Here is a 25818-nt window from a genome sequence, read left to right as displayed (position 1 = left end):
AGTCCTGTCACACGGCGGCGTTCTCGCGCCTCCACTCGCGCGGGGACACCCCGTACGCACCCTTGAACGCGCGCGAGAAGTGCAGCTGGTTGGGATAGCCCACCGCACGGCCCACCTCGGCCACCGGCAGCCCCGTGAGCTTGAGCAGCTCGGCGGCCTTGCCCATGCGGTACGAGATCAGGTACTGCTGCGGGGACCTTCCCGTGGCCGCCTTGAACACCTTGCCGAAGTAGCTGCGGTTGAGCCCCGTCTGTCGGGCGATGTCCTCCACCGTGATGTCGAACTGGTAGTTCTTCTTCACGAAGTCGACCGCCTCGCGGACGTAGAGGTCCTGCAGGCGGCTCGTGGGCTGCTCGTCGGGATGTGCGACGGACTGGAGCAGGTAGTCGAGGAAGAGGTAGGTGTGCCCGACGAGGTGCAGCGCGGAGGCGTTGCGGTTGGACACGAGGTAGCGCATCTCCTCGACCATGCGAGCGCGCAGCTCGCTCGACTGCGAGCGGTAGACGGGTGAGGAGTCGGTGAGCCCCGCCGCCTCCAGGTCGTCCCGCACGCGTATGCCGTCGAACTCGACCCAGACGTACTCCCAGGGGTCGTCGAGGTCCGCCACGTAGGTGTTCACCTGTCCCGGGAAGATCAGGAAGCCCTCGCCTGCGGAGAGGAGGTAGTCCGCCTTCGCGCCCCGCGCGTCCGTGGACATGAGCATGCCGCGGCCCGAGACGATGTAGTGGAACAGGAAGTGGTCGCGCCGCGCGGGCCCGAAGGCGTGCCCGGGCTCACAGGCCTCGCGGCCGTACTGGTAGGGCATGAGGTCAACGTAGCGGCCATGCGTGAACGTGGAGAACTCGAGCTCGTGCGCTGCCATGTCCGCCTCCCGGTGTCGGCGCAGGGTGTGAAGCGATGACGCTTTTCGCATAGTTTATGGGTTTTCAGGCATATCATAAACGACAAAAGCACGCATATCGGTAAATTCGATTTTCGTTAATATGGAATCGATACCGCTTTTCTGCATCCCTTACAAATCCGTTACCTGCGCTTTTGAAAAGCGTGAAAACCACTCGCCCCAAAAAGGCTCCCATTGGGCGAATGGGTGGAATTGGTCTCAGATTGTCGAGAAAAGCGATACCAGCGGAATAGTGCAAACATGAATAAAATATACCCTAATAGAGATAAAATCGAGCAAATATGCCATCTAGAATTAAGCGCAACGTAAGGTGGGGCCTCGACTGGCGGGCGCACGCCGGGCAGGCAGGGAGAAAGGTTGCGCAGATGGCAAGCCTCACGCTCGAACACGTAGGAAAGAAGTACCCCAACGGATACGAGGGGGTGAAGGACTTCAACCTTGAGATCGCCGACAAGGAGTTCATCATCTTCGTCGGCCCGTCCGGCTGCGGCAAGTCCACGACGCTGCGCATGATCGCCGGCCTCGAGGACATCACCTCCGGCACCCTCAAGATCGACGGTCGCGTGGTCAACGACGTCGAGCCCAAGGACCGCGACATCGCCATGGTCTTCCAGACCTACGCGCTCTACCCGCACATGACGGTCTACGAGAACATGGCGTTCCCCCTGAAGCTCCGCAAGGTCCCCGCCGACCAGATCGACAAGGCCGTCCGCGAGGCCGCCCGCATCCTCGACCTCGAGAAGCTCCTCGACCGCAAGCCGTCCGCCCTCTCCGGCGGCCAGCGCCAGCGCGTCGCCATGGGCCGCGCCATCGTCCGCGCCCCCAAGGTCTACCTCATGGACGAGCCGCTCTCCAACCTCGACGCCAAGCTCCGCGTCCAGATGCGCGCCGAGATCTCCAAGCTCCACGACCGCCTCGGTGCCACGATCATCTACGTCACGCACGACCAGACCGAGGCCATGACGCTCGGCACCCGCATCGTCGTCATGAAGGACGGCGTCATGCAGCAGGTGGACACCCCCACCAAGCTCTACAACGAGCCCTGCAACCTCTTCGTCGCCGGCTTCATCGGCTCCCCGCAGATGAACTTCATCGACGTGGCGGTGGCCGAGAAGGGCGACGGCGTGACGCTCACCTTTGGCAAGAACGTCATCACCGTGACTGGCGCCAAGGCCCAGGCCCTGAAGGACGGCGGCTACGTGGGCAAGGTCGTCGTCATGGGCATCCGCCCGGAGGACGTCGTCGAGGAGCACGAGTACGCCGAGGGCCGTACCCTCTCCGAGACCTTCCCGGCCACGGTCACGGTCTACGAGCTCCTGGGCTCCGAGGCCATGATCTACGCCGACGTCGAGGGCGGCCAGATCTCCGCGCACCTCTCCGCCTCCAGCGCCGTGCGCACCGGCGACAAGATCAACTGCTCCGTCGACGTCGACAAGATCCACCTGTTCGACAAGCAGTCCGAGCTCGCCATCGCCCACTAGGGAAGGAGGGCACAGCAGATGAGCAGAATGTTGACACGCCGCTCCTTCCTGAGCGCCGCCGGCGCCGCAGCCGCGGGGCTCGCGCTCGCGGGCTGCGTGAACGAGCGCGCCGACGGCAAGGTCGAGGTCGAGATCGTCTCCTACAAGCAGGAGGCCGTGAGCATCTTCGAGCAGCTCCAGGAGGAGTTCAACGCCGCGCACGACGACATCGTCCTCACGATCAACAGCCCCGCCGACGCCGTCACCATCATGAAGACCCGCTTCGTCCGCGAGGACTACCCCGACGTCATCGGCATCGGCGGCGACGCGGACTACGCCAACTTCGTCGACTCCGACATCCTCGCCGACGTCACGGACTGCCCGACGAGCGAGAAGGTCCAGCCCGCGTACAGCGACATCCTCAAGAGCGTGACCTACGTCCCGATGGAGGGCGTCTACGGCGTCCCCTACGTGGCCAACGCCGCCGGCATGCTCTACAACAAGGACATGTTCGCGAGCCACGGCTGGCAGATCCCGGAGACCTGGGACGAGATGATCGAGCTTTTCGAGCAGATCAAGTCCGAGGAGCCCGACATCTACCCGATCTACCTCGGCTACCTCGACACCTGGACGATTCTCTCGCCCTGGAACTCCATCACCATCAACATGGTCCCCTCGGACCTGGCCTTCCAGGTCAACTCCGGCAACGCCAAGTTCGCCGACTACTACCGCGAGCCGGCAGAGCGCATGCTGCAGCTGCTCGACTACGCGGAGCCGGGCCCCTTCGCCTACGCCTACAACGACGCCTGCACCGCCTTCGCGCGCGGCCAGAGCGCGATGTACCCGTGCGGCTCCTTCGCCGTCCCGCAGATCCTGTCGGTCAACCCGGACATGAACATCGGCCTCTTCGCCATGCCCTCCGCCGACAACCCCGACGTCCGCATCGTCGTCTCGGGCGTCGACCTGCAGTGGTGCGTGGCGAAGACCTGCCAGCACAAGGACGCGGTCTACGAGGTCATCGACTTCCTGAACGAGCAGGCGAACGTCCAGACCTACATCGACGACCAGCGCGCCATCCCCTGCACCGAGGGCGACTACACGCTCGACCCGCTCTACGACGACATCCAGCCGTTCCTCGACGAGGGCAAGGTCCTCGACTACCTCGACCACTCCTACCAGAGCGCCATGGCCTGCGACGCGCAGCTCCAGGCGATGCTGCTCGACGGCGACGTCGACGCGTTCCTCGCCAAGTGGGACGAGGACTGGCAGCGCTATAACCGCGCCGTCATCCGCAAGGTCCAGGAATACGAAGCGAACCAGGGATAAGGAAAAGGAGGGTATCGCATGGCAAGTCTCGCAAAGGCCAAGACGGGGTCTGACAGGAACCGCACCTTCCTCATGATCTTGATCCCCGTGCTGATCCTGTTCTGCGCCTTCAACACGTTCCCGCTGCTCACGGGATTCTTCTACAGCTTCACCGACTCCAAGGGCTACGGCGCCTTCGAGATCGTGGGCCTCCAGAACTACATCGACCTGTTCCAGGACGCCCGCGTGGGCAACTCGTACCTCTTCACCTTCAAGGTGGCCGTGGTCTCCACGATCCTGGTCAACGTGGTCTCGCTCGTCATCGCCATCGGCCTCTCGAGCAAGATCAAGTTCAAGAGCACCCTGCGCGGCATCTACTTCGTGCCCCGCATCCTCGGCGCCCTGGTCGTCGGCTACGTCTTCTCCTACTTCTTCACCTACATCGTCCCGGCCGTCACCGGCGCGGAGTCGATCCTGGCGAGCAAGGAGTGGGCGTGGGTGGCCATCGTGGTCGTGCTCGTGTGGCAGGCATGCGCCCAGACCACGATCATCTACATCACCGGCCTGTCCTCGGTTCCCGAGGACGTCTACGAGGCCGGCGCGCTCGACGGCGCCACGGGCTGGGACAAGTTCCGCTACCTCACCTTCCCGCTCATCATGCCGTCCATCACCACCAATATGGTGCTCGTGATGAAGGACATGCTCATGGTCTTCGACCAGATCGTCTCGATGACCTCCGGCGGCCCCGCACAGTCTACCGAGTCGATCTCCTACCTCATCTACAACAACGGCCTCTCCGGCGGCCAGTTCGGCTTCCAGTGCGCGAACGCGGTGATCTTCTTCATCCTCATCGCCGTGGTCTCCATCGCGCAGACGAAGTTCCTGAACAGTAAGGAGGAGCAGCTCTAATGGCTAACAACACGGTTCCCGAGAAGGTCAGGGAGCGGGTCAACTGGCCCATCACGATCCTGCTCATGGTCGGCACCCTGACCGTGCTCTTCCCGCTCTACATGGCCGTGGTCATCGCCTTCAAGGACCCCTCCGAGATGACCAACGACATCGCGGGTATCCTGTCCCTGCCGAGCACCTGGTCCCTCGACAACTTCATCGAGGCCATCCAGGTCACGGACTTCTTCCACTCGTTCATGAACTCGCTTCTCATCACCGTGGTCGCGGTCGTGGTCTCCATCCTGATCCACAGCCTCGCGGCCTACGCGATCGGGCGCAACATGGACAAGAAGAAGCTCTTCAAGGCGTCCTACTACTTCATCATCGCCGGCATGTACGTGCCCTTCGCGATCCTGATGATGCCGCTCGTCAAGCAGACGGCCGTCATGCATCTCGACAACATGGTCGGCGTCATGATCCTCTACGTGGTCTTCTACATGCCGATGAACATGATGCTCTACACCGGCTACCTGAGGAACATCCCCACCGCCCTCGAGGAGGCCGCCCGCGTCGACGGCGCGTCCACCTGGACCACCTACTGGAAGGTCATCTTCCCGCTGCTCAAGCCCATGCACGCCACCGTCGCCGTCATCACCGGCCTCGCCGTGTGGAACGACGTCATGACCCCGCTCGTCATCATGGGTGGCTCCGGCGTCAACACCCTGCCGCTCGCGCAGATGAACTTCCAGACCGCGTTCTCCACGAACTACAACCTGGCCTTCGCCTCCTATCTGCTCGCCATGCTCCCGATGATCATCTTCTACATCGTGGCGCAGAAGCAGATCATCGGCGGCGTCACCAACGGTGCCGTGAAGTAGGTCCGCGGTGAGCGCTGGGCATCTGTAAAGATTTCCCTGACGCCCGGAATCCGTCTTACGATGGGTTCCGGGCGTCCCCTGATGCGCTACAGTCGCGATTGCACGTTCAGCTAGACGAGAGGAACCGAGGAACCATGCCCCTGTCGTACGACCCCGCCGCCCGCACCCTCACCATCTCCACCGACGGCACCACGTACCAGATGAAGATCGACGAGCACGGGTACCTGCTCCACCTCTACTACGGCGCCCGCGCGGAGGGCGACCTGTCCTACCTCGTCACCTACTGCGACCGCAGCGGCATGTGCGGCTGCCCGCACGACGTGGCGGACCGCACCTACTCCCTCGACGTCCTGCCGCAGGAGCTCCCCTTCCAGGGCTCCGGCGACATGCGCAGCCCGGCCCTGCTCGTCCGTGACGCCGAGGGCACCTTCGGCTGCGACCTGCGCTACCGCTCGCACGAGATCCGCCCGGGCAAGTACGCCCTGCCGGGGCTTCCCGCCGTCTACGCCGGCGAGGGGGACGACGCCGAGACCCTCTCGGTGACGCTCGCCGACGAGCGTCTGGGCCTCGAGGTGGAGCTGCTCTACGGCGTCCTGCCGAGGCTCGACGTCATCACCCGCGCCGCGGTCGTCCGCAACAACGGCACCGGGCGCGTCACCGTGGAGAAGCTCCAGAGCGCCTGCCTCGACCTCGTGACCGGCGACCTCGACGTCATCACCTTCGACGGCCGCCACGCGATGGAGCGTCGTCCCACGCGCCGCCACCTCCTAAACGGCTCGCTCTCCGTGGGCAGCCGCCGCGGCATGTCCTCCAACCAGTACAACCCCCTCATGATCGCCTGCGACCACGCCGCCACCGAGACCTCGGGCCGCTGCTGGTCCATGAGCTTCGTCTACAGCGGCGGGTTTCTCGCCGAGGCGGAGCGCGACCAGTTCGACCAGTCCCGCATCCAGATGGGCCTCGACGACGACCTCTTCTCCTACCCGCTCGAGCCGGGCGAGAAGATCGTGGCGCCCGAGGTCATCATGACCTACTCGGGCGCAGGCCTGGAGAGGGTCTCCCACAACCTGCACCGCTGCATCCGCCGCAACGTCTGCCGCGGCCCCTGGCGCGACGCCCCGCGCCCCATCCTCATCAACAGCTGGGAGGCCTGCTACTTTGACTTCACGGGCGACAAGCTCGTGGAGCTCGCGAAGAAGGCCGCCGAGCTGGGGCTGGACATGCTCGTCATGGACGACGGCTGGTTCGGCGCCCGCAGCGACGACCACCGCGGCCTCGGTGACTGGAAGCCCAACATGGCCAAGCTCGGCGGCACGGTGGCCGACCTCGCGCGCCGCGTGAACGAGGTAGGCCTGGGCTTTGGCATCTGGGTCGAGCCCGAGATGGTCAACGAGGACTCCGACCTCTTCCGCGCCCACCCCGACTGGGCGCTCACCGTCCCCGGCAAGGAGCCCGTGCTCGGCCGCGACCAGCTGGTGCTTGACCTCTCGCGGCCCGAGGTGCGCGACAACCTCTTCGAGCAGCTCTGCGCCGTGCTCGACCAGGGCGGCATCGACTACGTCAAGTGGGACTACAACCGCTCGATCGTCGACGTGTACTCCCGCACCGCGAGCGACCAGGGCAAGGTCCTCTACGACTACATGCTCGGCCTCTACGACCTTCTCGAGCGCGTGCGCTCCCGCTACCCGGAGCTCCTCATCGAGGGCTGCTCGGCGGGCGGCGGTCGCTTTGACGCGGGCATGCTCTACTACACGCCCCAGATCTGGACCTCGGACAACACCGACGCCCGCAACCGCCTGGAGATCCAGTACGGCACCTCGTTCGGCTACCCGTGCTCCGCGATGGGGGCGCACGTCTCCGCCTGCCCCAACGAGATCACCGGCCGCACCGTCCCGCTCGGCGCCCGCGGGACCGTGGCCATGGGCGGTGGCGCCTTCGGCTACGAGCTCGACCTCATGGAGCTGAACGACCGCGCCTGCGAGCTCATCAAGAGCCAGGTCAAGACCTACCGCACGATCGAGCACCTCGTGCGCGAGGGCCTCTTCTATCGTCTCACCGACCCCAAGGACGCCACGGTCGCGGCCTGGGAGTTCGTCGCCGAGGACGGCTCCGAGGCGCTCGTCTGCGCCGTGGTGACGCGCGTTGACGGCTACGGACTGGCCAACTACGTCGTGCCGCGCGGCCTCACGCCGGGGGCGCGCTACAGCATGGTGAGCAACGGCGACGTCTACTCCGCCGACGCCCTCATGGACATGGGCCTGCCCGTCTCCGTGCCCGCCACCCCGTACGAGAGCTTCATGTACCGCTTCGAGCGGGTCGACTAGTCGCTCGCGCTCCGGTTAGAAAAACGCGCTCGTCCCCGTCCTTCTCGCCGTTTGGCTTAAAAATCCCCGCTCGTCCCCCTCTAGGAGTGCTCTCAGAGGGGGACGAGCCGTAAAGTCTAACCCATGTGCCGAGAGGAACGGCGGGGGTCGCTGCGGCGTCCCTGAATCCGGGAGGTTCCCCCGTCCGACGGCCGGCATGTCCCGGAATCGGCGACGGCGCCGCGACTGTCCCGCGTCGTTACCGAATCACCCAGGCGGTGGCGTCAGGGGGGAGCCTGCCGTTCACGAGGGGGGCGCTGGCGAGAAGGACCTCGCCGGCGGGCAGCTCGACGGCGGCGCCGAAGTTGGTCACGCTCGTGAGTACCCGGCCGTCCGCGGTGGGGCGACGGTAGGCGATGACCTGGTCGTCGTAGCCGTCCGCCCACGCGAGCGACGTGTCGCCGGTGGCCGTGAGGAGCTCGGCGCGCGCGGCGAGGGCGCGACGGTAGAAGTGGAGCATCGAGCGCTCGTCGGTCTCCTCGGCGTCCACGGCGTGCCCCGCGAACCAGGCGGGCTGCGGCAGGTGCGCCGGGACGTGCGTCTCCGGCGCCGAGAAGCCGAAGTCGTCCTTCTCGGCCTCCCAGGGCAGCGGCACGCGGCAGCCGTCGCGGCCCTTGAGGGCGTCGCCGTGCGCGGTCATGTGCGCCTGGGGGTCCTCGAGCGCGTCCCAGGGGATGTCGGCGACCTCAAAGAGGCCCAGCTCCTCGCCCTGGTAGAGGTAGACCGAGCCGGGAAGTCCCAGCTCCATGAGCAGCGCCGCCCGCGCGCGGCGCGTCCCGAGCTCGCGGTCCTCATGGTAGGTGCGCCCGTCGCGCAGCAGCCAGTCGTTGGCGAGCTGGTGGTGCGCCGCGGACTTGACCTGCGGCAGCCCGTAGCGCGTGGCGTGACGCACCACGTCGTGGTTGGAGAGGACCCAGGTGGTGGTGGATCCGGAGCGCTCGGCGGCGGCGAGGCCCTCCTCGATGGCGCGGCGCATCTCGTCGGCCATCCAGTTGGCCTTGGCGAGCTCGAAGTTGAAGACCTGGCCGAGCTCGTCGGTGGAGGCGTACATCCACTGGTGCTCGGGCACGACCCACGCCTCGCCCACAGCAAAGCGCGGGGGCTCGTACTCGTTGAAGACCTGGCGCCACTCGCGATAGATCTCGTGCACCTCCGGGCGGTCCCAGAGGGGGTTCTCAGCGCCGGGTTGGTCCTGGTCGGGGTCATCGGGCCACTCGTCGAGCGGGCGGCTGTCGAGGTCCTTGGCGAGTGCGTGCGCCACGTCGATCCGGAAGCCGTCGGCCCCGCGGTCGCTCCAGAAGCGCAGCGTGCGCTTGAAGTCCTCGCGCACCTCGGGGTTCCCCCAGTTGAGGTCCGCCTGCTCCACGGCAAAGAGGTGCAGGTACCACTCGCCGTCGCCGACCGGCTCCCAGCCGGGCCCGCCGAAGGTGGACCTCCAGCCGTTGGGGGGCAGCTCGCCGTGCTCGCCGCGCCCGCGGCGGAAGACGTAGCGGTCGCGCTCCGGGGAGCCGGGGCCGGCCGCCAGCGCCGCCTTGAACCACTCGTGCTCGGTGGAGGTGTGGTTGGGGACGATGTCGACGACGACCTTGATGCCGGCGGCGTGCGCGGCAGCCGCCATCTCGTCGAAGTCGGCGAGCGTCCCCAGACGCGGGTCCACGTCGCGGTAGTTGGCCACGTCGTAGCCGCCGTCCACGAGCGGGGAGGGGTAGAAGGGGGAGAGCCAGATCGCGTCGACGCCCAGGTCGCGCAGATAGTCCATCCGCGCGGTGACGCCGCGGATGTCGCCGAGGCCGTCGCCGTCCGTGTCATAGAAGCTGCGCGGGTACACCTGGTAGACCACGGCCTGCTTCCACCAGTCCTCGCGCTCGTTGTTGCGGGTCATGCGCTCTCCTTTCCGGTTGAGGGGAGGCCCCCTCGATTCGTCTGCCTGCTACAGGGTGCGGACGCTCTCGCGCTCCACGAGCTCGAACGGGATCACCTCGTGGACGGCATCGCCGCCGTCCAGCATGCTCAGGAGGATCTGGGCGGCACGCTCCCCCAGGCGCTCGGAGCCCTGGCGGATCGTCGTGACCCGCGGCACGGAGAAGCGCGAGAAGGACGTGTCGTCGAAGCCCACGAGCGAGAGGTCGCCCGGCACGGAGAGGCCGGCGTCCGCGGCGGCGCGCAGGGCGCCGAAGGCGGGCGCGTCCCCGAGCGCGAAGACGGCGGTGAGGTCGGGCGTGCGGCCGAGGAGGCGTCGCGCGGCGTCGTAGCCCCCCTGCTCGTCGAAGGGGCACGGCTCGTAGTCGCGCACGAGGTCGAGCTCGGCCCCGCGCTCCCGCAGCGCCCGCTCGGCCCCGCGCAGGCGCTGGGAGCTGATGCTGTTCTCGTCCCCGCTGCCGCCGATGATGCCGATGTGTCGGTGCCCGTGGTCCCACAGGTGGGAGACCGCGCGCGCCGCGGCGGCCTCGTTGTCCGTCGTCACGCTGGAGAGGTTGGGGAAGCCGAGGCCGGCGGCGGAGTTGGTCACCAGCACGGCCGGGACCTCGATCTCGCCGAACGCCTCGGCGAAGCGGCGCGGCTCTCCGCCGAGGAAGGCCATGGCCTTGGGGCGTCGCGCCTGCTGGTAGTCGATCGCGGCGCGCACCTCGCGCGCGTCGTCGTCCAGGTAGGTGACGGCCAGCTCCTCGCCCGCCCCCGCGAGGTGCGCCTGCAGGGAGGCGAGGACGTCGCCGAAGAGGCGGTTGCCGACGCCCATGACGAACGCCGCCACCGGCGTCTGCTGGCGCATCTTGAGGTAGCGCGCGTTGGAGTTGGGCTCGTAGCCGCACTCAGCCATGACCGCGAGGATGCGCTCGCGCGCCTGGTCGCTGACGTTGGGCTGGCCGTTGATCACGCGCGAGACCGTGCCCACGCCGTAGCCCGACCTAGCCGCGATGTCGCGGATGTCCACTGCCGGACCTCCCGTCTCCGCCTGGACTGGAAACGTTTCCAGTCATCGAGACAGGTATACCACGACACGGCGAGAGGGACGACGAGAATCGCCGCTTGTCGCTCGCCGGCAGAATCGCGCCGCCCGCGGGCGTCAAGGAACGGATGAGGCGGGGGAGCGCCGCGACCCGCGCGCGGAAGGCAGCGCGCCGCTGGCCGCATCGCCCGTCTCGCGCCCGCGCTCATGCTGTATCGTCGAAAGGCAGGTGAGCCTATTTCGTTTCGGGCCCTGGGTCCGAGGAGGGAGCACGTAATGGCAGATGATCGCTCTGGAGCAGTGGAGAGGGGAGTCGCCGACCTCGTCGCCTATGCGCTCGACCGGGGGCTCATCGGCGAGGAGGACGTGACCTACGCCGCCAACCTCATGCTCGACGCGCTCTCCTACGAGCCCACGGGGGCCTTCGTCCCGCGCGAGGCGGTCGCCGCCGCCCGTGCGGCCGCCGAGCGTCCCGAGCTCGAGGAGATCCTCGCCGGCCTTCTGGACGACGCCGTCGAGCGCGGCGTGTGCGACGCCGGCATCGCGAGCCGCGACCTGCTGGACACCCGCCTCATGGGCTGTGTCACGCCGCGCCCGAGCGAGGTCGTCCGCACGTTCTGGGAGCGCTATGACGAGTCGCCCGAGGCGGCCACGGACTACTTCTACCACCTCGCGCTGGACTCCGACTACATCCGCACCTACCGCATCGCGCGCGACCGCAAGTGGGTCACCCCCACGCGCTACGGCGACCTGGACATCACGATCAACCTCTCCAAGCCCGAGAAGGACCCCAAGGCCATCGCCGCCGCGCTGGAGAAGCAGAAGTCCGGCGCCGCCGAGCCCTACCCGCGCTGCCAGCTCTGCCCCGAGAACCTGGGCTACGCCGGCCGCCTCGACCACCCGGCGCGCGAGACCATCCGCCTCATCCCCCTCACGCTGGCCGGCGAGTCCTGGTACCTGCAGTACAGCCCCTACGTCTACTACAACGAGCACTGCATCGTGCTGTCCGAGAAGCACGTCCCCATGCAGATCAGCCGCACGACGTTCCAGCGCCTGTTCGAGTTCGTGGGCAAGTTCCCGCACTACACGGTGGGCTCCAACGCCGACCTGCCGATCGTGGGCGGCTCCATCCTCACGCACGAGCACTACCAGGGCGGCCGCTACGAGTTCGCCATGGCCCGCGCCGGCGAGCGCGAGCAGATCAGCTTCGCCGGCTACGAGGACGTGCGCGCCCAGATCGTGGACTGGCCGATGTCGGTGATCCGCCTCGACGGAGGCGACCCGGCGCGTCTCGTCGAGCTCGCCGACAAGATCCTCACCGCCTGGCGCGGTTACTCCGACGAGGCCGTGGGCGTGCTCGCAGAGACCGACGGCACCCCGCACAACACCATCACGCCGATCGCCCGCCGTCGCGGCGAGGACTTCGAGCTCGACCTCGTCCTGCGCAACAACCGCACCACGGACGAGTACCCGCTCGGCATCTTCCACCCGCACCAGGAGCTGCACCACATCAAGAAGGAGAACATCGGCCTCATCGAGGTCATGGGCCTCGCGGTGCTGCCGGCTCGCCTGCTCGGCGAGATGGACCGGCTCGAGCAGGTCATCCTCGCCGGCGAGGACCCGGCGTCGGTGCCCGAGCTCGAGGCGCACGCGCCGTGGGCGGCCGAGGTGCTGCGGCGCCACCCCGAGTTCGCGCCGGAGAACGTCGCCGGGGCGGACGCCACGGCGCTCCACGCCGTCATCGAGGACGAGATCGGCCAGGTCTTCGCGCAGGTGCTCGAGCACTGCGCGGTCTTCGCCGACGACGATCAGGGCAGGGCGGCGTTCGCGCGCTTCGTCGCGAGCGTCTGCTAAAGAGGAGATTTGATCCAAAAGGGGACAGACCCCTTTTGGATCATCAGAGAGGAGATCACCCATGGGCATTCCCAGCCAGGACGTTCTGAACAAGGTGTACGGCGAGGACGCCGAGCGCGCCGCCGAGCGGCTCTCCGCGCTGGCCGCGCGCTACGACGAGGCCTTCGGCGCCGGCGACCCGGAGTACTTCACGGCCTCCGGCCGCACCGAGATCATCGGCAACCACACCGACCACAACGGCGGCAAGATCCTCTGCGCGTCCATCACCATGGACAGCATCGGCGCCGCCCAGAAGACCGACGACGGCGTCGTCACCATCTGGAGCGAGGGCTATCCCGAGGCCATCGTCGTGGACACCAACGCGATCGACAAGATCGCGCACGGCGGCGGCTCCACCACGCTCGTCGCCGGCATGCTCGAGGCCACGGCCAAGCGCGGCTTCAAGATCGGCGGCTTCAACGCCGTGTGCTCCTCCGAGGTCATCCCGTCCGCCGGAGTGAGCTCCTCGGCCTCCTTCGAGATGCTCGTCTGCGAGATGATCAACCACCTCTACAACGACGACGCCATCGAGCGCGCCGACTACGCCCGCATCGGCCAGTACGCCGAGAACGTCTGGTGGGACAAGGCCTCCGGCCTCATGGACCAGATGGCGTGCGCCGTGGGCGGCACGATCCTCTTGGACTTCTCGGACGGCGTGAAGTACGAGAAGGTCGACTTCGGCTTCGACGAGCTCGACCACGACCTCGTGATCGTCAACACCGGCAAGGGCCACGCCGACCTCTCCGCCGAGTACTCCTCCGTCCCCAACGAGATGCACGACGTCGCCGCCGCCCTCGGCGTCAAGAACCTCTGCGAGTCCAACGAGGACGCGGTTCTCGCCAACCTCGCCGAGCTGCGCGAGAAGTGCGGCGACCGCGCGGTGCTGCGCGCCCTGCACTACTTCGAGGAGGTCAAGCGCGTGGAGGCCGCCGAGGCCGCCATCAACGCCGGCGACAAGGCCAAGGTCCTCGACATCATCACCGCCTCCGGCCGCTCCTCCTGGGAGTGGCTGCAGAACGCCGTGGTCCCGGGCATGCCCGAGGAGGAGCCCATCCCGATGGCGCTCGCCCTCACCGAGCTCTACCTGCGCAAGATCGGCGCCGGCGCGTTCCGCCTGCACGGCGGCGGCTTCGCGGGCGTCATCATGTGCGTGATCCCCAAGGCCGAGACCGCGGGCTACGTTGACTACATGGCCGGCTACTTCGGACGCGAGAACGTCTACCTCACCAACATCCGTCAGACGGGCGCCGCCTGCCTCGGCAAGGCGTAGAGCGGCACGTTCTTCTCGCCAGCGGGTCCCTTGTGGGCGGCGGCGCGGCCTCGGCTGCGTCGCCGCCTTCCGTGTGTCGCACGCCTCGATTAACGGGCAAAATTCGATTGACTATCATATATCCGCAGGAAAAATTTTCGTGAAACTTGAATTTTGCCCGTTATTCTCTGCGGAACGAGACGGGTGGAGCGGCGCGCCACCGGGCGAGAAGGACGCGTCCCCTAGACGCTCTCGGGGTGGAAGAGCCCGCGGTGTTCCTCGAGCGCGTCGTCGGGGATTTCCAGCACGTAGGAGCCGCAGGCGTTGACGATGGTCGTGCCACACGGGTGCTCGCGCACGCGCTCGATGCGCCCGTACTCCATGTGGACGTGGCCGTGCAGCAGGTAGCGGGGGCGCGTCCGCTCCAACAGGCGCCCCAGTGCCTCGAAGCCGCGGTGGGGGAGGTCGTCGAGGTCCCCGTAGCCGCGGACCGGCGCGTGGGTCACGACCAGGTCGACCCCGCCCGATGCGCTCGCGAGAAGCGCCAGCCGCGCGGCCCTTCTCGCCATCTCTGCCTCGGTGAAGCCGTGGACCTGGTCGTTGTAGCGGATCGAGCCGCCGAGGCCCATGACCCGCAGGCCGCGGAAGTCCAGGATGCGGCCGTCGACGCAGGTGCAGCCCTCGGGCGCGTGCCGCTCGTAGGCGGTGTCGTGGTTGCCCCACACGTAGAGGAGCGGCACGTTGGCGAGCGTCACGATGTGCTCGAGGTAGCGCGCGGGCAGGTCGCCGCAGGAGACGATCAGGTCCACGCCGGCCACGCGGCTCGCGTCCCAGCGGTCGTAGAGCCAGCCCTCCTCGGTGTCCGATATCGCGAGAATTCGCACGTCGCGCCCCCTACCGGCTCGTGTCCCTGAGCAGGACCGTCGCGGGGTCGACCGGGATCACTCCCGCGACCTCCACCTCGACGAGGCCGTCGCGGTCGAGCTCGCGCTGCTCGGGCAGGCGCCCCACCACGTTCTCGTTGAGCCAGCGCATGCGGACGATCTGCTCGCTCGTGAGCCGGCCCGCCTCGGGGCCCTGGACCACGTCGCCGCCCTGCGCGCGGAGCTCGCCGGTGAACGGGTGCACGCGCCCGGAGAGCACCGACTGGCGCAGCACGTCCACGAGCATGCGCTGCCCGCGCGGCAGCTCGTCAGAGAGCCGCACGTCGAGCACGCCGGCGGACATGCCCCACCAGTAGTTGAGCGACTGGCCGGCGACCTTCTCGCCCTCCTTCTTCCAGGTGTCGTTGCGGATCGAGCGCACGAGCATCTCGTAGTAGCGGCCCCACTTCCAGACGGGCTCGGCGAGGTGGGTCTCGGCGCCGTCGTCGTCCACGCGGTAGAGGCCCCACGACTCCTTGGGCGCGAGCGGGTTGGCGTAGTCGCGGCCGGAGATGATGTGGACGCCCTCCTCGCGCAGCTCACGGCGCCAGTCGTAGTCCTTGGCGGAGAACCACTTGAGGTGGACTGTCACGTAGGGGTCCACCATCTGGGCGCCGATGGCGAAGGCGTTGATCTCCGCCACGGTCGAGAAGACCGGCGACTCGGCGACGTAGCCCACCTTGTGGTGGCCGGCGAGGCTCGCCGCGAGCGCGCCGAGCAGGAACTTCGCCTCGTACATGCGGCCGTAGAAGCCGCGCACCGCGCTGTGGGAGAGGCTCACGGAGCAGTTGAGGTAGGCCGGCCCCGGGTGCTCCGCCGCGGCGCGCGTGACCTGGCGCATCTGCGTGGGCGAGCAGGTGACCACGAGGTCGGCGCCGTAGTCGGCCGCCTCGTCTATGGCCTGGTCGAAGGCGGCGTCGGAGCTGCGGTCGGTGAAGACGCGCGTGGAGACGGTGGCGCCGAGGCGCCCCTCCAGCTTCTGGCGGCCGCGGTCGTGCAGGGCGATCCAGCCGGAGGAGAGCGGGTTGCGGTCGTAGACGAAGGCCACGCGGAAGGGCCGGGCGAGCATGGTGGTCTTGGCGAGGTTCTTGAGCTTGGGGAGCGGCGCGGTGTGGCCCTTCGCGGGGTCCTCGAGGTAGGCGCGCGCACCCTCGCCCTGCGTGACCACGAACTCGCCCCAGATCTTGCCGACCTCGGCGTCCACCTGCGAGGGGACGAGCCCGCGCACGTGCTCGAAGCCGAAGATCGTCACGTAGGTGGCCAGCGCGTCGCCGACCTGCAGGTCGAGGGACTCGCCGCCGCGGGCGCGCCACGAGAGGGAGAAGCTGTCGAAGAGCGAGCGCAGGTCGCGCACCACGTCCTCGGGCCAGGGCTCGTCCAGGCTCTGGCCCAGCAGCGCGGCGAGGCGGGTGTAGAAGCCCTCCTCCTCCGAGATGATGCCGTAGATGGGGCACACGCGGTAGAAGCGCGTGAACTCGTGGTAGGCGCGCAGGGCCTTCTCGTCGGAGGGCATGGGCGTCACGCGCGTGATGCTGGCAAGGATCGTGGGCATGCCCAGGTAGCGCGAGACGGAGACGCGCTTGTTGCCCTCCTGCACGTAGAAGCGCTGCAGGTACTCGTAGACGACGATCGGGTCGCGCAGGCCCTCGGCGCGCTGCGAGTCGATGAGGTCGCTCCACTTGGCGGAGAACTCCGAGCCGACCTCGGCGATGGGCAGAAAGCCGCTCGAGAACATGTTCTGACGCCCGCGCGTCTTGGTGCCCGCTATGAGCGCGAGGTCGATCTCGGCGAGCCCGACCGGGACCTCGCCCTGGTAGCCCTGGTTCTTGAGGATGTCGTCGAGCGCGGGGGGATAGGGGTAGCGTCCGGCTGCGACGTCGCGTTCCACCTGCTTGAGGCCGAGCTTGCGCGCCTTGGCATAGTCCTCGAGCATGGCGCTCCCTTCCTGGGCGGGACCGTTCCCATACATGGTAGCGAATCGAGCGGCGCCTCTCACGGGACGGAAGCTTTCTGCGTGGTATGCGCATTTTCTCGTGGTATGCGCAACCTTGCGATCGCGGGTTCTTCTCGTCACGCGATCTATCTGCTGATATAGAAGATGAGACGGTATACACACCTTGCGCAATTGCGCATACCTTGGCTGATTGCGCATACCTTGCGGCACACGGGCCGGGTCGCGTGGCGAGAAGAACTTGTGGCCGCTCGGCGAGAAGGACCGCTCGGCGAGCGTAGCGAGAAGGGCGGCGTGCCCGCAACGGGTATCCTTGGGGCGGGAGGACGACATGGCGCTGATCAAGAGGCACAAGCAGGGCTGGGCGTGCTGGCTCACGGCGGCGGGCTACCTGGCCCTGGCGTTCGTGCCGGGCTTCGCGGCACTGCCCCTCCTGGCCGACCAGGCGCTTCAGCGAGTGCTACTGTTCACCCTGGTCGCGGGCATGATTGCCCTGCTCGGCGGCGTCCGGTCCCTGGCGCCCTCGGCCGTGGGGGTGCGACGCGCCCTGCGCGAGGGATGCCTCCCGGTGCTCCTCTCGCTCGGGCTCTGCGCGCTCGAGGTCACGGCGCTGCTGCAGGCCTCCGCCGCCGGCGAGGCGCTGGGCCTCTCGCCGACCTGGCTTCCCGACCTCGTGCTTCTCGCGCTCTTCTGCGCCTCCGTCGGCCTCTACGAGGAGGCGCTCTTCCGCGTGCTGCTGCTGGGAGGCATCCTGTCGCGCCACGGTCGCACGAAGAACGGCGTCGTGGGCGCGGTGCTCGTCTCGTCGGTGGTCTTCGGTGCGCTGCACGTGACCGCGACGCCCTCGATCGGCGTGCTCGAGCTCGCCCAGATGCTGCTCAAGACCGCCCAGACCGCCTGCGTCGGGTTGCTCTTCGCGGTCGTGTACGTGCGGACGCGCAGCTTTCTCGGCGTGGCGGCGCTCCACGGCCTCGCGGACTTCCTGCTCATGGCCCCGCTCGCGCTGCTGGGGGAGCTCGAGGGGACGCTCGAGGGCTCCTACGTGAGCTCGGGTGCGGACGTCGCCGCCGTGGCACTGGCCTCGACGCTCATCGTGGTCTACGTGGCAGCCGTCGCCGTCTACGCGCTGTGCGCCGTGCGCGCGTGGGGGCTGCTCGAGACGACGCCCGTCCCGCAGGAGGGCCCCTTCGAGTCGGGGTGGGCGCCGGTGGGGGAGACGCCCGCGGACGAGAAGGACGACGGTCTCCCGGTCCCGCCGCCCGGCCTGTGAGTCCCGCTCCCGGGGCGCCGCCGAGCACTCTCAGGGTATGTACGACATTGCAAAATTGATGTACTTCTCGGCAAGCCGTCTACCTGCGACTTTATCGTTGCGGCATGCTAAATTAAACCTGCAACAGTGTACATACCCTGATGAATTGCCCGGAAAGGAGGGCGTCCGGCGCCTGCCGCCGCGCCGCTAGTAGCCGCGGCTCATGCGCTTGCGGATGCCGAAGTACTCCATGACCAGCAGCGTGAGCAGGATCGCCATCGAGACGAGCGAGCCCACCACGGCGCCCGCGAGCCCCGCGAAGTTCACGAGCAGCATCGCCACCGGCACGGAGAAGGCGAAGGCGATGAGGTAGAGCTTGGAGACGTCGCCCTGGGCGCGCAGCACCGTGATGATCTGGTAGAGGAAGTCGATGCAGGCGCACACGCCGCCCGTGGCGACCATCACGAGGCACAGGCCGCGGAACTTCTCGAAGTCCAGGCCGTACATGAGGCTCATGAGCGGGATGCCCACGGTGCCCATGAAGAGCGCCATCGCACCCGTGACCAGCGCGATCACGCCCACCATGGCGAGTACCAGGAGGTCGAAGCGCCGGTGCTTCTCGGGGTCGTCCCAGATGCGTGCCAGGCGCACGAGCTGCGGCTTGTAGATGAACCCGGCCACCATGAGGATCGAGTGCGCGGGGAAGTACATGGCGTTGTAGTAGAGCTGGTTGTCGTAGGAGAGGACGCCCTCCATCGCGAACTTGGGCACCGAGTCGATCAGGTTGTAGAGGAAGAGCGCCACGAAGAGCGGGAAGCACTCGACGAAGAGCTCGCGGATGCCGCGCGCGGTGGCGGGCATGCTGCGCTCGGTCTCGAAGTAGGCGAGCGGCACGGTGAGCAGCACGAGCGAGGCCACGGCGCCCACGGCCATCGCGAAGCTCGCGACGGCGAGGTCGCGCGTCACGAGAAGCGCCAGCGAGAAGGCCACGAGCCCCAGCACGCAGCGCGCCGCCTGCGAGAGGCCGGCGAGGTAGAGCTTGTCCTTCTGCTGGAGGCGCCCCTCGTAGACGTCGGCCAGGCCGTCCACGGCTCGGAAGACCAGCACGCCCATGCAGATCGAGAACATCTGCGCGTCGTAGCCGCGGAACTGGCACCACATCCAGCCCACGAGCAGCATGGCCGCGCAGGTGACGAAGCGGTTGATCTGGTAGTCCAGGAACGAGCGCATGTCGTCCAGGTCGGAGACCTGGTAGGTGCGCACGCCGTAGTTGGCGAGGAACAGAAGCAGCGTGCCCACGGTGAAGGCCATCGAGAACAGGCCCGCCTGCTCGGCGCCCACGAGCCACGTGGCGACCATCGTGAGCAGCGGGAAGAGCATGCCCCACGCGGCCTGGCCGATCGTGTTGCAGACGTAGTCGCGCTTGGTCTGGTGCGCGAGGTACTGCTCGGTCTGCTCGGAGAACTTGCCGCCGAAGACCGCGGAGATGAGCCTGTTCCACCAGTCGTTGACCACGCGGGCGAGAAACGCCTCGCGCTCGCGCGGCGGCCGCTCTCGGCGCGGCTTGCGCGGCGACACCCCGTAGCGCGGCGTGCGCGGGGTCTGGGGCGTCGCGGCGGCGGGCGCTTTCGGGCGGAGCTTCTTGAGCGGGTTCTGCATGCGGGGTCTCTCCGGAGGGCGTTCTTCTCGGTACCTGATTGTAGCGCCCGGGCGGCCCGCGCCGCGCTCGGACGTGAACATCGCGTTTCTCGCATGGGTCTTTCTTGAGGGGACTTCTGTGCGAGCGCCTTCTCGGGGTATCGTGTAGCCGACCATACGTCCGTCAAAGGAGCAGCGTTGGCCGAGAAGAACGTGCAGGCGTCCGCCGCGAGCGATATCATGCCCGCCCTCAACGTCCCCGAGAGCATCGCCGAGAACATGGACCTCTTCCTGCGCCTGGTGCGCAAGGTGCTCGACGAGTTCGACCCCGGTCTTCTCGAGACCTTCGACGTGCTGCTCTCGGATGCCTTCCGCGCGAGTGCCGACGAGTCAGCCGACACGCCCGACGAGCGCGCCGCCTTCGCCGAGCTCGAGCGCACGATCGACGGCCTGGACGAGCGCAGCGCGACGCTGCTCATGCGCGCCTTCGTGGCGTACTTCCACCTGGCCAACATCTGCGAGGAACACTACCGCGTGACCTCGCTGCGCGAGCGCGAGGCCGGCGTGGACCCCGCCGCGGACGCCGACCCGATCAACGACCTCACCGTGGCCTACCGCCGCCTCGTCGAGGAGTGCGGCCGCGGGCGCGCCGTCGCGCTGCTCCAGCGCCTGGAGTTCCGCCCCGTCTTCACCGCACACCCCACCGAGGCGCGCCGCAAGGCCGTCGAGGGCAAGATCCGCCGCATCTCCGAGCTGCTCGAGGAGCGCTGCCGCCTCGCCGGGACCGCGCTCGCCGAGAACGAGCGGCGCCTGCTGCAGGAGATCGACGCCCTGCTGCGCACCTCGCCGATCGCGCACAAGAAGCCCACGCCCGTCGAGGAGGCCGACACCATCGTCGACATCTTCGACAACACGCTCTTCGACATGGTGCCGGACGTCTACCGGCGCTTCGACGACTGGGAGCTCGGGGAGCGCGCCGGCACCGTGCCGCCCGTCTGTCCCGCGTTCTTCCATCCCGGCAGCTGGATCGGCTCGGACCGCGACGGCAACCCCAACGTCACCGCCCGCGTGAGCCGCGCCGTGGCCGAGAAGTTCCGCGTCCACGTGCTGGAGCGCCTGGCCGACGCCACGCAGGCGTGCGGGCGCAACCTCACGCTCGACGCCGTGTCCACGCCGCCCTCCGACGCGCTCGTGAACCTCTGGAGCCACCAGGTCGAGATGAGCGAGGAGCTCACGGCCCGCGCCCTCGGGATCTCGGCGAGCGAGCTGCACCGCGCCGCGATGCTCGTCATCGCCGAGCGCCTGCGCGCCACGGTGGCCCGCACCGCCGACGTCATGTACCGCTGCGCGGACGACTACGTCGCCGACCTGCGCGTCGTTCAGGACTCGCTCGCGCGCGCCGGCGCCGTCCGCGCGGCGTACGGCCCGCTGCAGCGCCTCGTCTGGCAGGCGCAGACCTTCGGCTTCCACCTCGTGGAGATGGAGTTCCGCCAGCACTCGCTCGTGCACGCCCGCGCGCTCGAGGACATCCGCGAGCACGGCCGCTGGGGCGAGCGCGGGGAGCTCGCGCCCATGACGCGCGAGGTCCTGGACACCTTCCGTGCCATATCGCAGATCCAGCGCAAGAACGGCGTCGACGCCGCGCGCCGCTACATCATCTCGTTCACCCGCTCGGCCGAGGACGTGGCGAACGTCTACGAGCTCGCGCACCTCGCCTTCGCGCACGAGGCGGACGTCCCCGTGCTCGACGTCATCCCGCTCTTCGAGCAGGCCGCCGACCTCGAGCACGCCACCGAGACGCTCGGCCAGATCGTGCGCCTGCCCGAGGTCCAGCGTCGCCTCGCCCAGACGGGCCGGCGCCTGGAGGTCATGCTCGGCTACTCCGACTCCTCCAAGGACGTGGGCCCCACGGCGGCCACGCTCGTGCTGCACGCGGCGCAGGCCAGCATCGCGCGCTGGGCGGAGGAGAACGACATCGACCTCGTCCTCATGCACGGCCGCGGCGGCGCGGTCGGCCGCGGCGGCGGGCCCGCCAACCGCGCGGTGCTCTCCCAGCCCGCCGGCTCGGTGAACGGCTGCTTCAAGCTCACGGAGCAGGGCGAGGTCATCTTCGCCCGCTACGGCAACCCCACGCTGGCGCGCCGCCACGTGGAGTCGGTCGCGGGCGCCACGCTCCTCTCGTCCGCCCCGTCGGTCGAGCTGCTCAACACCGAGACCACCGAGAAGTACGCGGCGCTCGCCGCCGAGCTGGACGCCGCGAGCCGCGAGCGCTACCTCGACCTGCTGCACACCGAGGGCTTCGCGACGTGGTTCTCCACCGTGACGCCGCTCGCCGAGGTCGGCCTCATGCCCATCGGCAGCCGTCCCGCCAAGCGCGGCCTCGGCGCCACCTCCCTCGACGACCTGCGCGCCATCCCGTGGATCTTCTCGTGGTCCCAGGCGCGCGTCAACCTGGCCGCCTGGTACGGTCTGGGCACCGCCTGCGAGCGGGTGGGGGACCTGGGGCGCCTTCGCGCCGCCTACGCCGAGTGGCCGCTCTTCACCACGTTCGTCGACAACGTGGAGATGTCGCTCTCCAAGGTGGACGAGCGGATCGCCCGCCTCTACCTCGCCCTTGCCGACCGCGACGACCTCGCGCGCAAGGTGCTCGAGGAGATGGAGCTCACACGTCGCTGGGTGCTCGCGATCGTGGGCGACGAGTGGCCGCTGCAGCACCGTCGCGTGCTGGGGCCGGTCATCCGCATGCGCCTGCCGTTCGTGAACGTGCTCTCGGTGACGCAGGCCCTCGCGCTGCGCCGCCTGCGCGCCGGCGACCTGGAGCCCGAGGAGCGCGACGCCCTCACGTACCTCATCCTCTGCACCGTCTCCGGCGTCGCGGCGGGCCTGCAGAACACGGGGTGACGTCGCCCTGCGGCAGGATGCCGCTCGTGAATTCACGAGCGGGGACAATCGACGGCCAACGCGCGAAAACAAGCCTCTCGTGAATTCATGAGAGGCATGTTGCGTCAGTCGGCCAAAAAGTTTCCCGTATGTAACTCAATCGGCGAACGGTGCTTGCGTGCGCTGAAGTTAGTCCTATATTACTTATCGTAAGTTAGCTAGCTTTAACACAAGGGGAGGCAGCTCATGTCGTCATCGCAGCTACCGCTAGCCATGGCGGGCACGGACGAGGTCGTGCGCGTGTCGCGCGTGCGGGGCGATGCCGGCCTGCGTCAGCACCTCGCGGAGCTCGGCTTTGTGGACGGCGCCGAGGTCAAGGTCATCTCACGTGCGGCCGGCGACGTCATCGTGGCCGTCAAGGGCGCACGCCTCGCGCTCAACCGCTCGATGGCGAGCCACATCACCGTGTCGATCTAGGCGGGCGACAGCCCCGCAGAGAGGAAGGAAGGCAGATGACAACACTCAGGGACGTGAAGGTGGGGGAGAGCTGCACCGTCGCCGCCCTCACGGGCACCGGGGCCCTCAAGCGCCGGATCATGGACATGGGCCTCACCAAGGGGACCCGCGTCCACGTGCGCAAGGTGGCGCCGCTCGGGGACCCCGTGGAGCTCACGGTGCGCGGCTACGAGCTCTCGATTCGCAAGGACGAGGCGGCCTCCATCGAGGTCACGGGCGTGGCACAGGGCGAGTAGCGCGGGCGAGAAGAACCTCGCGTCGCGGAATCGGCCGGAAGCGGCCGTTTTTCTCAATCCTATAGTTAGCCTAATCTAATAAATGGCACCACGCAAGTAGCAATTGGTTAACTCAGCACGACACAGAAAGGCACGGTATGGCAGAAACCATGATCGGTCTCGCAGGTAACCCAAACTGCGGTAAGACCACGCTGTTCAACGAGCTCACGGGCTCGAACGGCTACGTGGGCAACTGGCCCGGCGTCACCGTCGAGAAGAAGCAGGCAACGTGGCGCACCGACAAGAGCGTCACCTTCGTCGACCTGCCCGGCATCTACTCGCTCTCGCCGTACACACCCGAGGAGGTCGTCTCGCGCGACTACATCGTCGAGGAGCGCCCCGACGCCGTGATCAACCTCGTCGACGCGACCAACCTCGAGCGCAACCTCTACCTCACGACGCAGCTCCTGGAGGCCGGGCGCCCCGTGGTCGTGGGCCTCAACATGTGCGACCTGCTCAAGGAGCGGGGTGACGTCATTGACGTCGCGGCCCTCTCGGAGCGTCTGGGCGTGCCGGTGGTCCAGGTGTCCGCGCTGCGCAACACCAACCTCGACGAGCTCGTCAAGAAGGCCGTCGCCGCCGGCCAGGCGGGCAGGGTCCAGCCGGGCGCCAAGTGCTTCTCGCCCGAGGTCGAGGAGGCGCTCGAGAAGATCTCCCAGATCGTCTCCGACTGCTGCGACGCCAACCTCGTGCGCTGGTACTCCGTGAAGGTCTTCGAGCGCGACTCCGAGGCCGTGAAGCAGCTGCACCTCAGCTCAGCGCAGCTCAACCAGGCCGAGAAGGTCATCAAGGCCGTCGAGAAGAGCCGCGACGACGATGCCGAGTCCATCATCACCTCCGACCGCTACGACTGGATCGCCGAGACCATGGGCGCCTGCGTGAAGAAGGCCCCCAAGAAGCTCAGCATGTCCGAGAGGATCGATAAGGTCGTGACCAGCCGCGTGCTGGGCCTGCCGATCTTTGTGGCCGTGATGTTCGTCGTGTACTACATCGCGGTCTCCACGGTGGGCGACTGGGGTACCGTCTGGGCCAATGACGAGGTCTTCGGCGAGGGCTGGGAGCTCTTTGGCATGGCGATTCCGTCCATCCCTGCGGTGGTCGAGGGCTGGCTCACCGCGGCGGGCGCCTCTGACATGGTGAGCTCGCTCGTGCTCGACGGCATCGTGGGCGGCGTGGGCTCGGTCCTCGGCTTCATCCCGCAGATGCTCGTGCTGTTCATGATGCTTGCGTTCCTCGAGGACTGCGGCTACATGAGCCGCGTGGCCTTTGTCATGGATCGTCTGTTCCGCCGCTTTGGCCTCTCGGGCAAGAGCTTCATCCCGTTCCTCATCTCGTCCGGCTGCGGCGTTCCCGGCGTCATGGCCACCAAGACCATCGAGAACGAGAAGGACCGTCGCATGACGGCGATGCTTACCACCATGATTCCGTGTGGCGCCAAGACCCCGATTATCGCGCTGGTGATGGGCGTGCTCGTGGGCGGCGCTGACGCCTGGTGGGTGGCACCGATGTTCTACTTCCTTGGCCTTGCCGCCATCGTTGTCTCGGCGCTCATGCTCAAGAAGACGCGCATGTTTGCCGGCGAGCCCGCACCCTTTGTGATGGAGCTGCCCGACTACCACCTGCCCGCGCTCAAGAGCTGGTGGCTGCACGTGTGGGAGCGCATCTCCGCGTACCTCAAGAAGGCCGCGACGATCATCTTTGCCGCGTGCGTTATCGTGTGGTTCCTCTCCAGCTTTGGCTTTGCCTCGTGGGAGGGTGGCGACGGCTCCTTTGGCTTCCTCGCCTCTCTGCCGGGCGCGCCTGAGTACAGCGCCGACTACTCGCTGCTCGCCATCGTGGCTGGTGCCATCTCGTGGATCTTTGCGCCGCTCGGCGCCGACAGCTGGCAGGCGACCGCCGCTTCCATCAACGCCCTCATCGCCAAGGAGAACCTGGTCTCCACCTTTGGTACGATCTTCGGCCTGGGCGAGGCAACCGAGGGCGACCCGGTCATGTGGCAGGCCTTCGCGGCCATGTTCACCGACGGCGCGGGAGTCATGCATGCGGGTGCGATGTGCGCGTTCGTGGCGTTCAACATGCTCGACGCTCCGTGCTTTGCGGCCATCGGCACCATCCGCAGGCAGATGGACTCGCCCAAGTGGTTCTGGTTCGCAATCGGCTACCAGTGCGTCTTTGCCTGGTGCGTGGGCCTCATCATCAACCAGCTCTGGGAGCTCTTTGTGCTGGGGAACTTTGGGTTCTGGACCGTGGTCGCGTTCGTCCTGCTCGCGGGCATGATCTTCCAGATCATCCGGCCGATGCCCAAGACGGAGCGTGAGGACGAGAAGATCCTCGCCCAGCTCGCCTAGGTGCGGCCAGCATCGTTTCACGCGGGCGCGTCGCCGGCATTGGCTCCGGCGGCGCGCCCCCTCGTTGTCTGGGTACTTTTTCACGGGGAGCCCGTGTGGCTTGGGGACAGCTGTCCGAAGATCGGCAGGTAGGAAATTGGCACTGTTTGGGTAG

General features: G+C 67.7%; 18 protein-coding genes. 12 read left to right on the top strand and 6 right to left on the bottom strand.

What is annotated here, in order from left to right; genetic code table 11:
* Positions 1 to 7 precede the first annotated feature (7 nt).
* Entirely contained in the window at positions 8 to 862 is an 855-nt protein-coding gene (locus INF26_RS04625) for an AraC family transcriptional regulator (RefSeq protein ID WP_193529561.1), read from the bottom strand.
* A 404-nt stretch (positions 863 to 1266) separates the two neighbouring features.
* On the opposite strand from INF26_RS04625, the gene INF26_RS04620 reads away from it, so the two are divergent.
* From INF26_RS04620 to INF26_RS04600, 5 genes are all read left to right on the top strand, one after another.
* The gene (locus tag INF26_RS04620) at positions 1267 to 2382 is read left to right on the top strand and encodes an ABC transporter ATP-binding protein (RefSeq protein ID WP_193529560.1); all 1116 of its coding nucleotides are present in this window, start codon (positions 1267 to 1269) and stop codon (positions 2380 to 2382) included.
* A gap of 18 nt (positions 2383 to 2400) precedes the next feature.
* Positions 2401 to 3687, top strand: coding sequence for an ABC transporter substrate-binding protein (locus INF26_RS04615; protein ID WP_193529559.1), 1287 nt, complete (start codon positions 2401 to 2403; stop codon positions 3685 to 3687).
* Positions 3688 to 3705: 18 nt separating this feature from the next.
* Entirely contained in the window at positions 3706 to 4575 is an 870-nt protein-coding gene (locus INF26_RS04610) for a carbohydrate ABC transporter permease (RefSeq protein WP_193529558.1), read from the top strand.
* Positions 4575 to 5432: a carbohydrate ABC transporter permease gene (locus INF26_RS04605; RefSeq protein ID WP_193529557.1), complete on the top strand. Its 858-nt coding sequence runs from the start codon at positions 4575 to 4577 to the stop codon at positions 5430 to 5432. The genes INF26_RS04610 and INF26_RS04605 overlap by 1 nt, the downstream gene beginning before the upstream one ends.
* Before the next feature lie 134 nt (positions 5433 to 5566).
* The gene (locus tag INF26_RS04600; RefSeq protein WP_193529556.1) at positions 5567 to 7756 is read left to right on the top strand and encodes an alpha-galactosidase; all 2190 of its coding nucleotides are present in this window, start codon (positions 5567 to 5569) and stop codon (positions 7754 to 7756) included.
* Between the two features lie 238 nt (positions 7757 to 7994).
* Here the strand turns inward: INF26_RS04600 and INF26_RS04595 are convergent, their stop codons facing one another.
* Both INF26_RS04595 and INF26_RS04590 read right to left on the bottom strand, forming a co-directional pair.
* Positions 7995 to 9677: a glycoside hydrolase family 13 protein gene (locus INF26_RS04595; RefSeq protein WP_193529555.1), complete on the bottom strand. Its 1683-nt coding sequence runs from the start codon at positions 9675 to 9677 to the stop codon at positions 7995 to 7997.
* Positions 9678 to 9725: 48 nt separating this feature from the next.
* Positions 9726 to 10727 carry a LacI family DNA-binding transcriptional regulator gene (locus tag INF26_RS04590; protein WP_193529554.1) on the bottom strand — a complete coding sequence of 334 codons (1002 nt, stop codon included), beginning with the start codon at positions 10725 to 10727 and terminating at the stop codon, positions 9726 to 9728.
* 291 nt (positions 10728 to 11018) lie between these two features.
* On the opposite strand from INF26_RS04590, the gene INF26_RS04585 reads away from it, so the two are divergent.
* Positions 11019 to 12596, top strand: coding sequence for a UDP-glucose--hexose-1-phosphate uridylyltransferase (locus INF26_RS04585; RefSeq protein ID WP_193529553.1), 1578 nt, complete (start codon positions 11019 to 11021; stop codon positions 12594 to 12596).
* A 61-nt stretch (positions 12597 to 12657) separates the two neighbouring features.
* Positions 12658 to 13905: a galactokinase gene (locus tag INF26_RS04580; protein ID WP_193529552.1), complete on the top strand. Its 1248-nt coding sequence runs from the start codon at positions 12658 to 12660 to the stop codon at positions 13903 to 13905.
* A gap of 221 nt (positions 13906 to 14126) precedes the next feature.
* Here the strand turns inward: INF26_RS04580 and INF26_RS04575 are convergent, their stop codons facing one another.
* Together INF26_RS04575 and INF26_RS04570 are read right to left on the bottom strand one after the other, a co-directional pair.
* Positions 14127 to 14768 carry a metallophosphoesterase family protein gene (locus INF26_RS04575; RefSeq protein WP_193529551.1) on the bottom strand — a complete coding sequence of 214 codons (642 nt, stop codon included), beginning with the start codon at positions 14766 to 14768 and terminating at the stop codon, positions 14127 to 14129.
* 10 nt (positions 14769 to 14778) lie between these two features.
* Positions 14779 to 16740, bottom strand: a complete 1962-nt coding sequence (locus tag INF26_RS04570) for a BMP family ABC transporter substrate-binding protein (RefSeq protein WP_193529550.1) — start codon at positions 16738 to 16740, stop codon at positions 14779 to 14781.
* A gap of 349 nt (positions 16741 to 17089) precedes the next feature.
* On the opposite strand from INF26_RS04570, the gene INF26_RS04565 reads away from it, so the two are divergent.
* Positions 17090 to 18028 (top strand): CPBP family intramembrane glutamic endopeptidase, encoded by a 939-nt coding sequence (locus INF26_RS04565; protein WP_193529549.1) that lies wholly within the window; start codon positions 17090 to 17092, stop codon positions 18026 to 18028.
* Between the two features lie 186 nt (positions 18029 to 18214).
* On the opposite strand, the gene INF26_RS04560 is transcribed toward INF26_RS04565, so the two are convergent.
* On the bottom strand, positions 18215 to 19666 hold the full coding sequence (locus INF26_RS04560) for a lipopolysaccharide biosynthesis protein (protein ID WP_193529548.1): 1452 nt from the start codon (positions 19664 to 19666) through the stop codon (positions 18215 to 18217).
* A 219-nt stretch (positions 19667 to 19885) separates the two neighbouring features.
* Between INF26_RS04560 and INF26_RS04555 the strand changes: the two genes are divergently transcribed.
* The 4 genes from INF26_RS04555 to feoB all read left to right on the top strand — a co-directional run bounded on the left by INF26_RS04555 (position 19886) and on the right by feoB (position 25664).
* Positions 19886 to 22546: a phosphoenolpyruvate carboxylase gene (locus INF26_RS04555; RefSeq protein ID WP_193530104.1), complete on the top strand. Its 2661-nt coding sequence runs from the start codon at positions 19886 to 19888 to the stop codon at positions 22544 to 22546.
* A gap of 225 nt (positions 22547 to 22771) precedes the next feature.
* A complete protein-coding gene (locus INF26_RS04550) occupies positions 22772 to 23002 on the top strand; it encodes a FeoA family protein (RefSeq protein WP_193529547.1) in 231 nt (76 codons plus the stop codon).
* 35 nt (positions 23003 to 23037) lie between these two features.
* On the top strand, positions 23038 to 23277 hold the full coding sequence (locus INF26_RS04545) for a FeoA family protein (protein WP_193529546.1): 240 nt from the start codon (positions 23038 to 23040) through the stop codon (positions 23275 to 23277).
* 137 nt (positions 23278 to 23414) lie between these two features.
* On the top strand, positions 23415 to 25664 hold the full coding sequence (feoB, locus tag INF26_RS04540; RefSeq protein WP_193529545.1) for a ferrous iron transport protein B: 2250 nt from the start codon (positions 23415 to 23417) through the stop codon (positions 25662 to 25664).
* The last annotated feature ends 154 nt before the right edge of the window (positions 25665 to 25818 follow it).

The sequence above is a fragment of the Thermophilibacter gallinarum genome (assembly GCF_014982725.1).
GTDB classification, from domain to species: domain Bacteria; phylum Actinomycetota; class Coriobacteriia; order Coriobacteriales; family Atopobiaceae; genus Thermophilibacter; species Thermophilibacter gallinarum.
The sequence above is the reverse complement of the archived record's forward strand: the minus strand, read 5'-3'. Positions and strand labels throughout refer to the sequence as shown.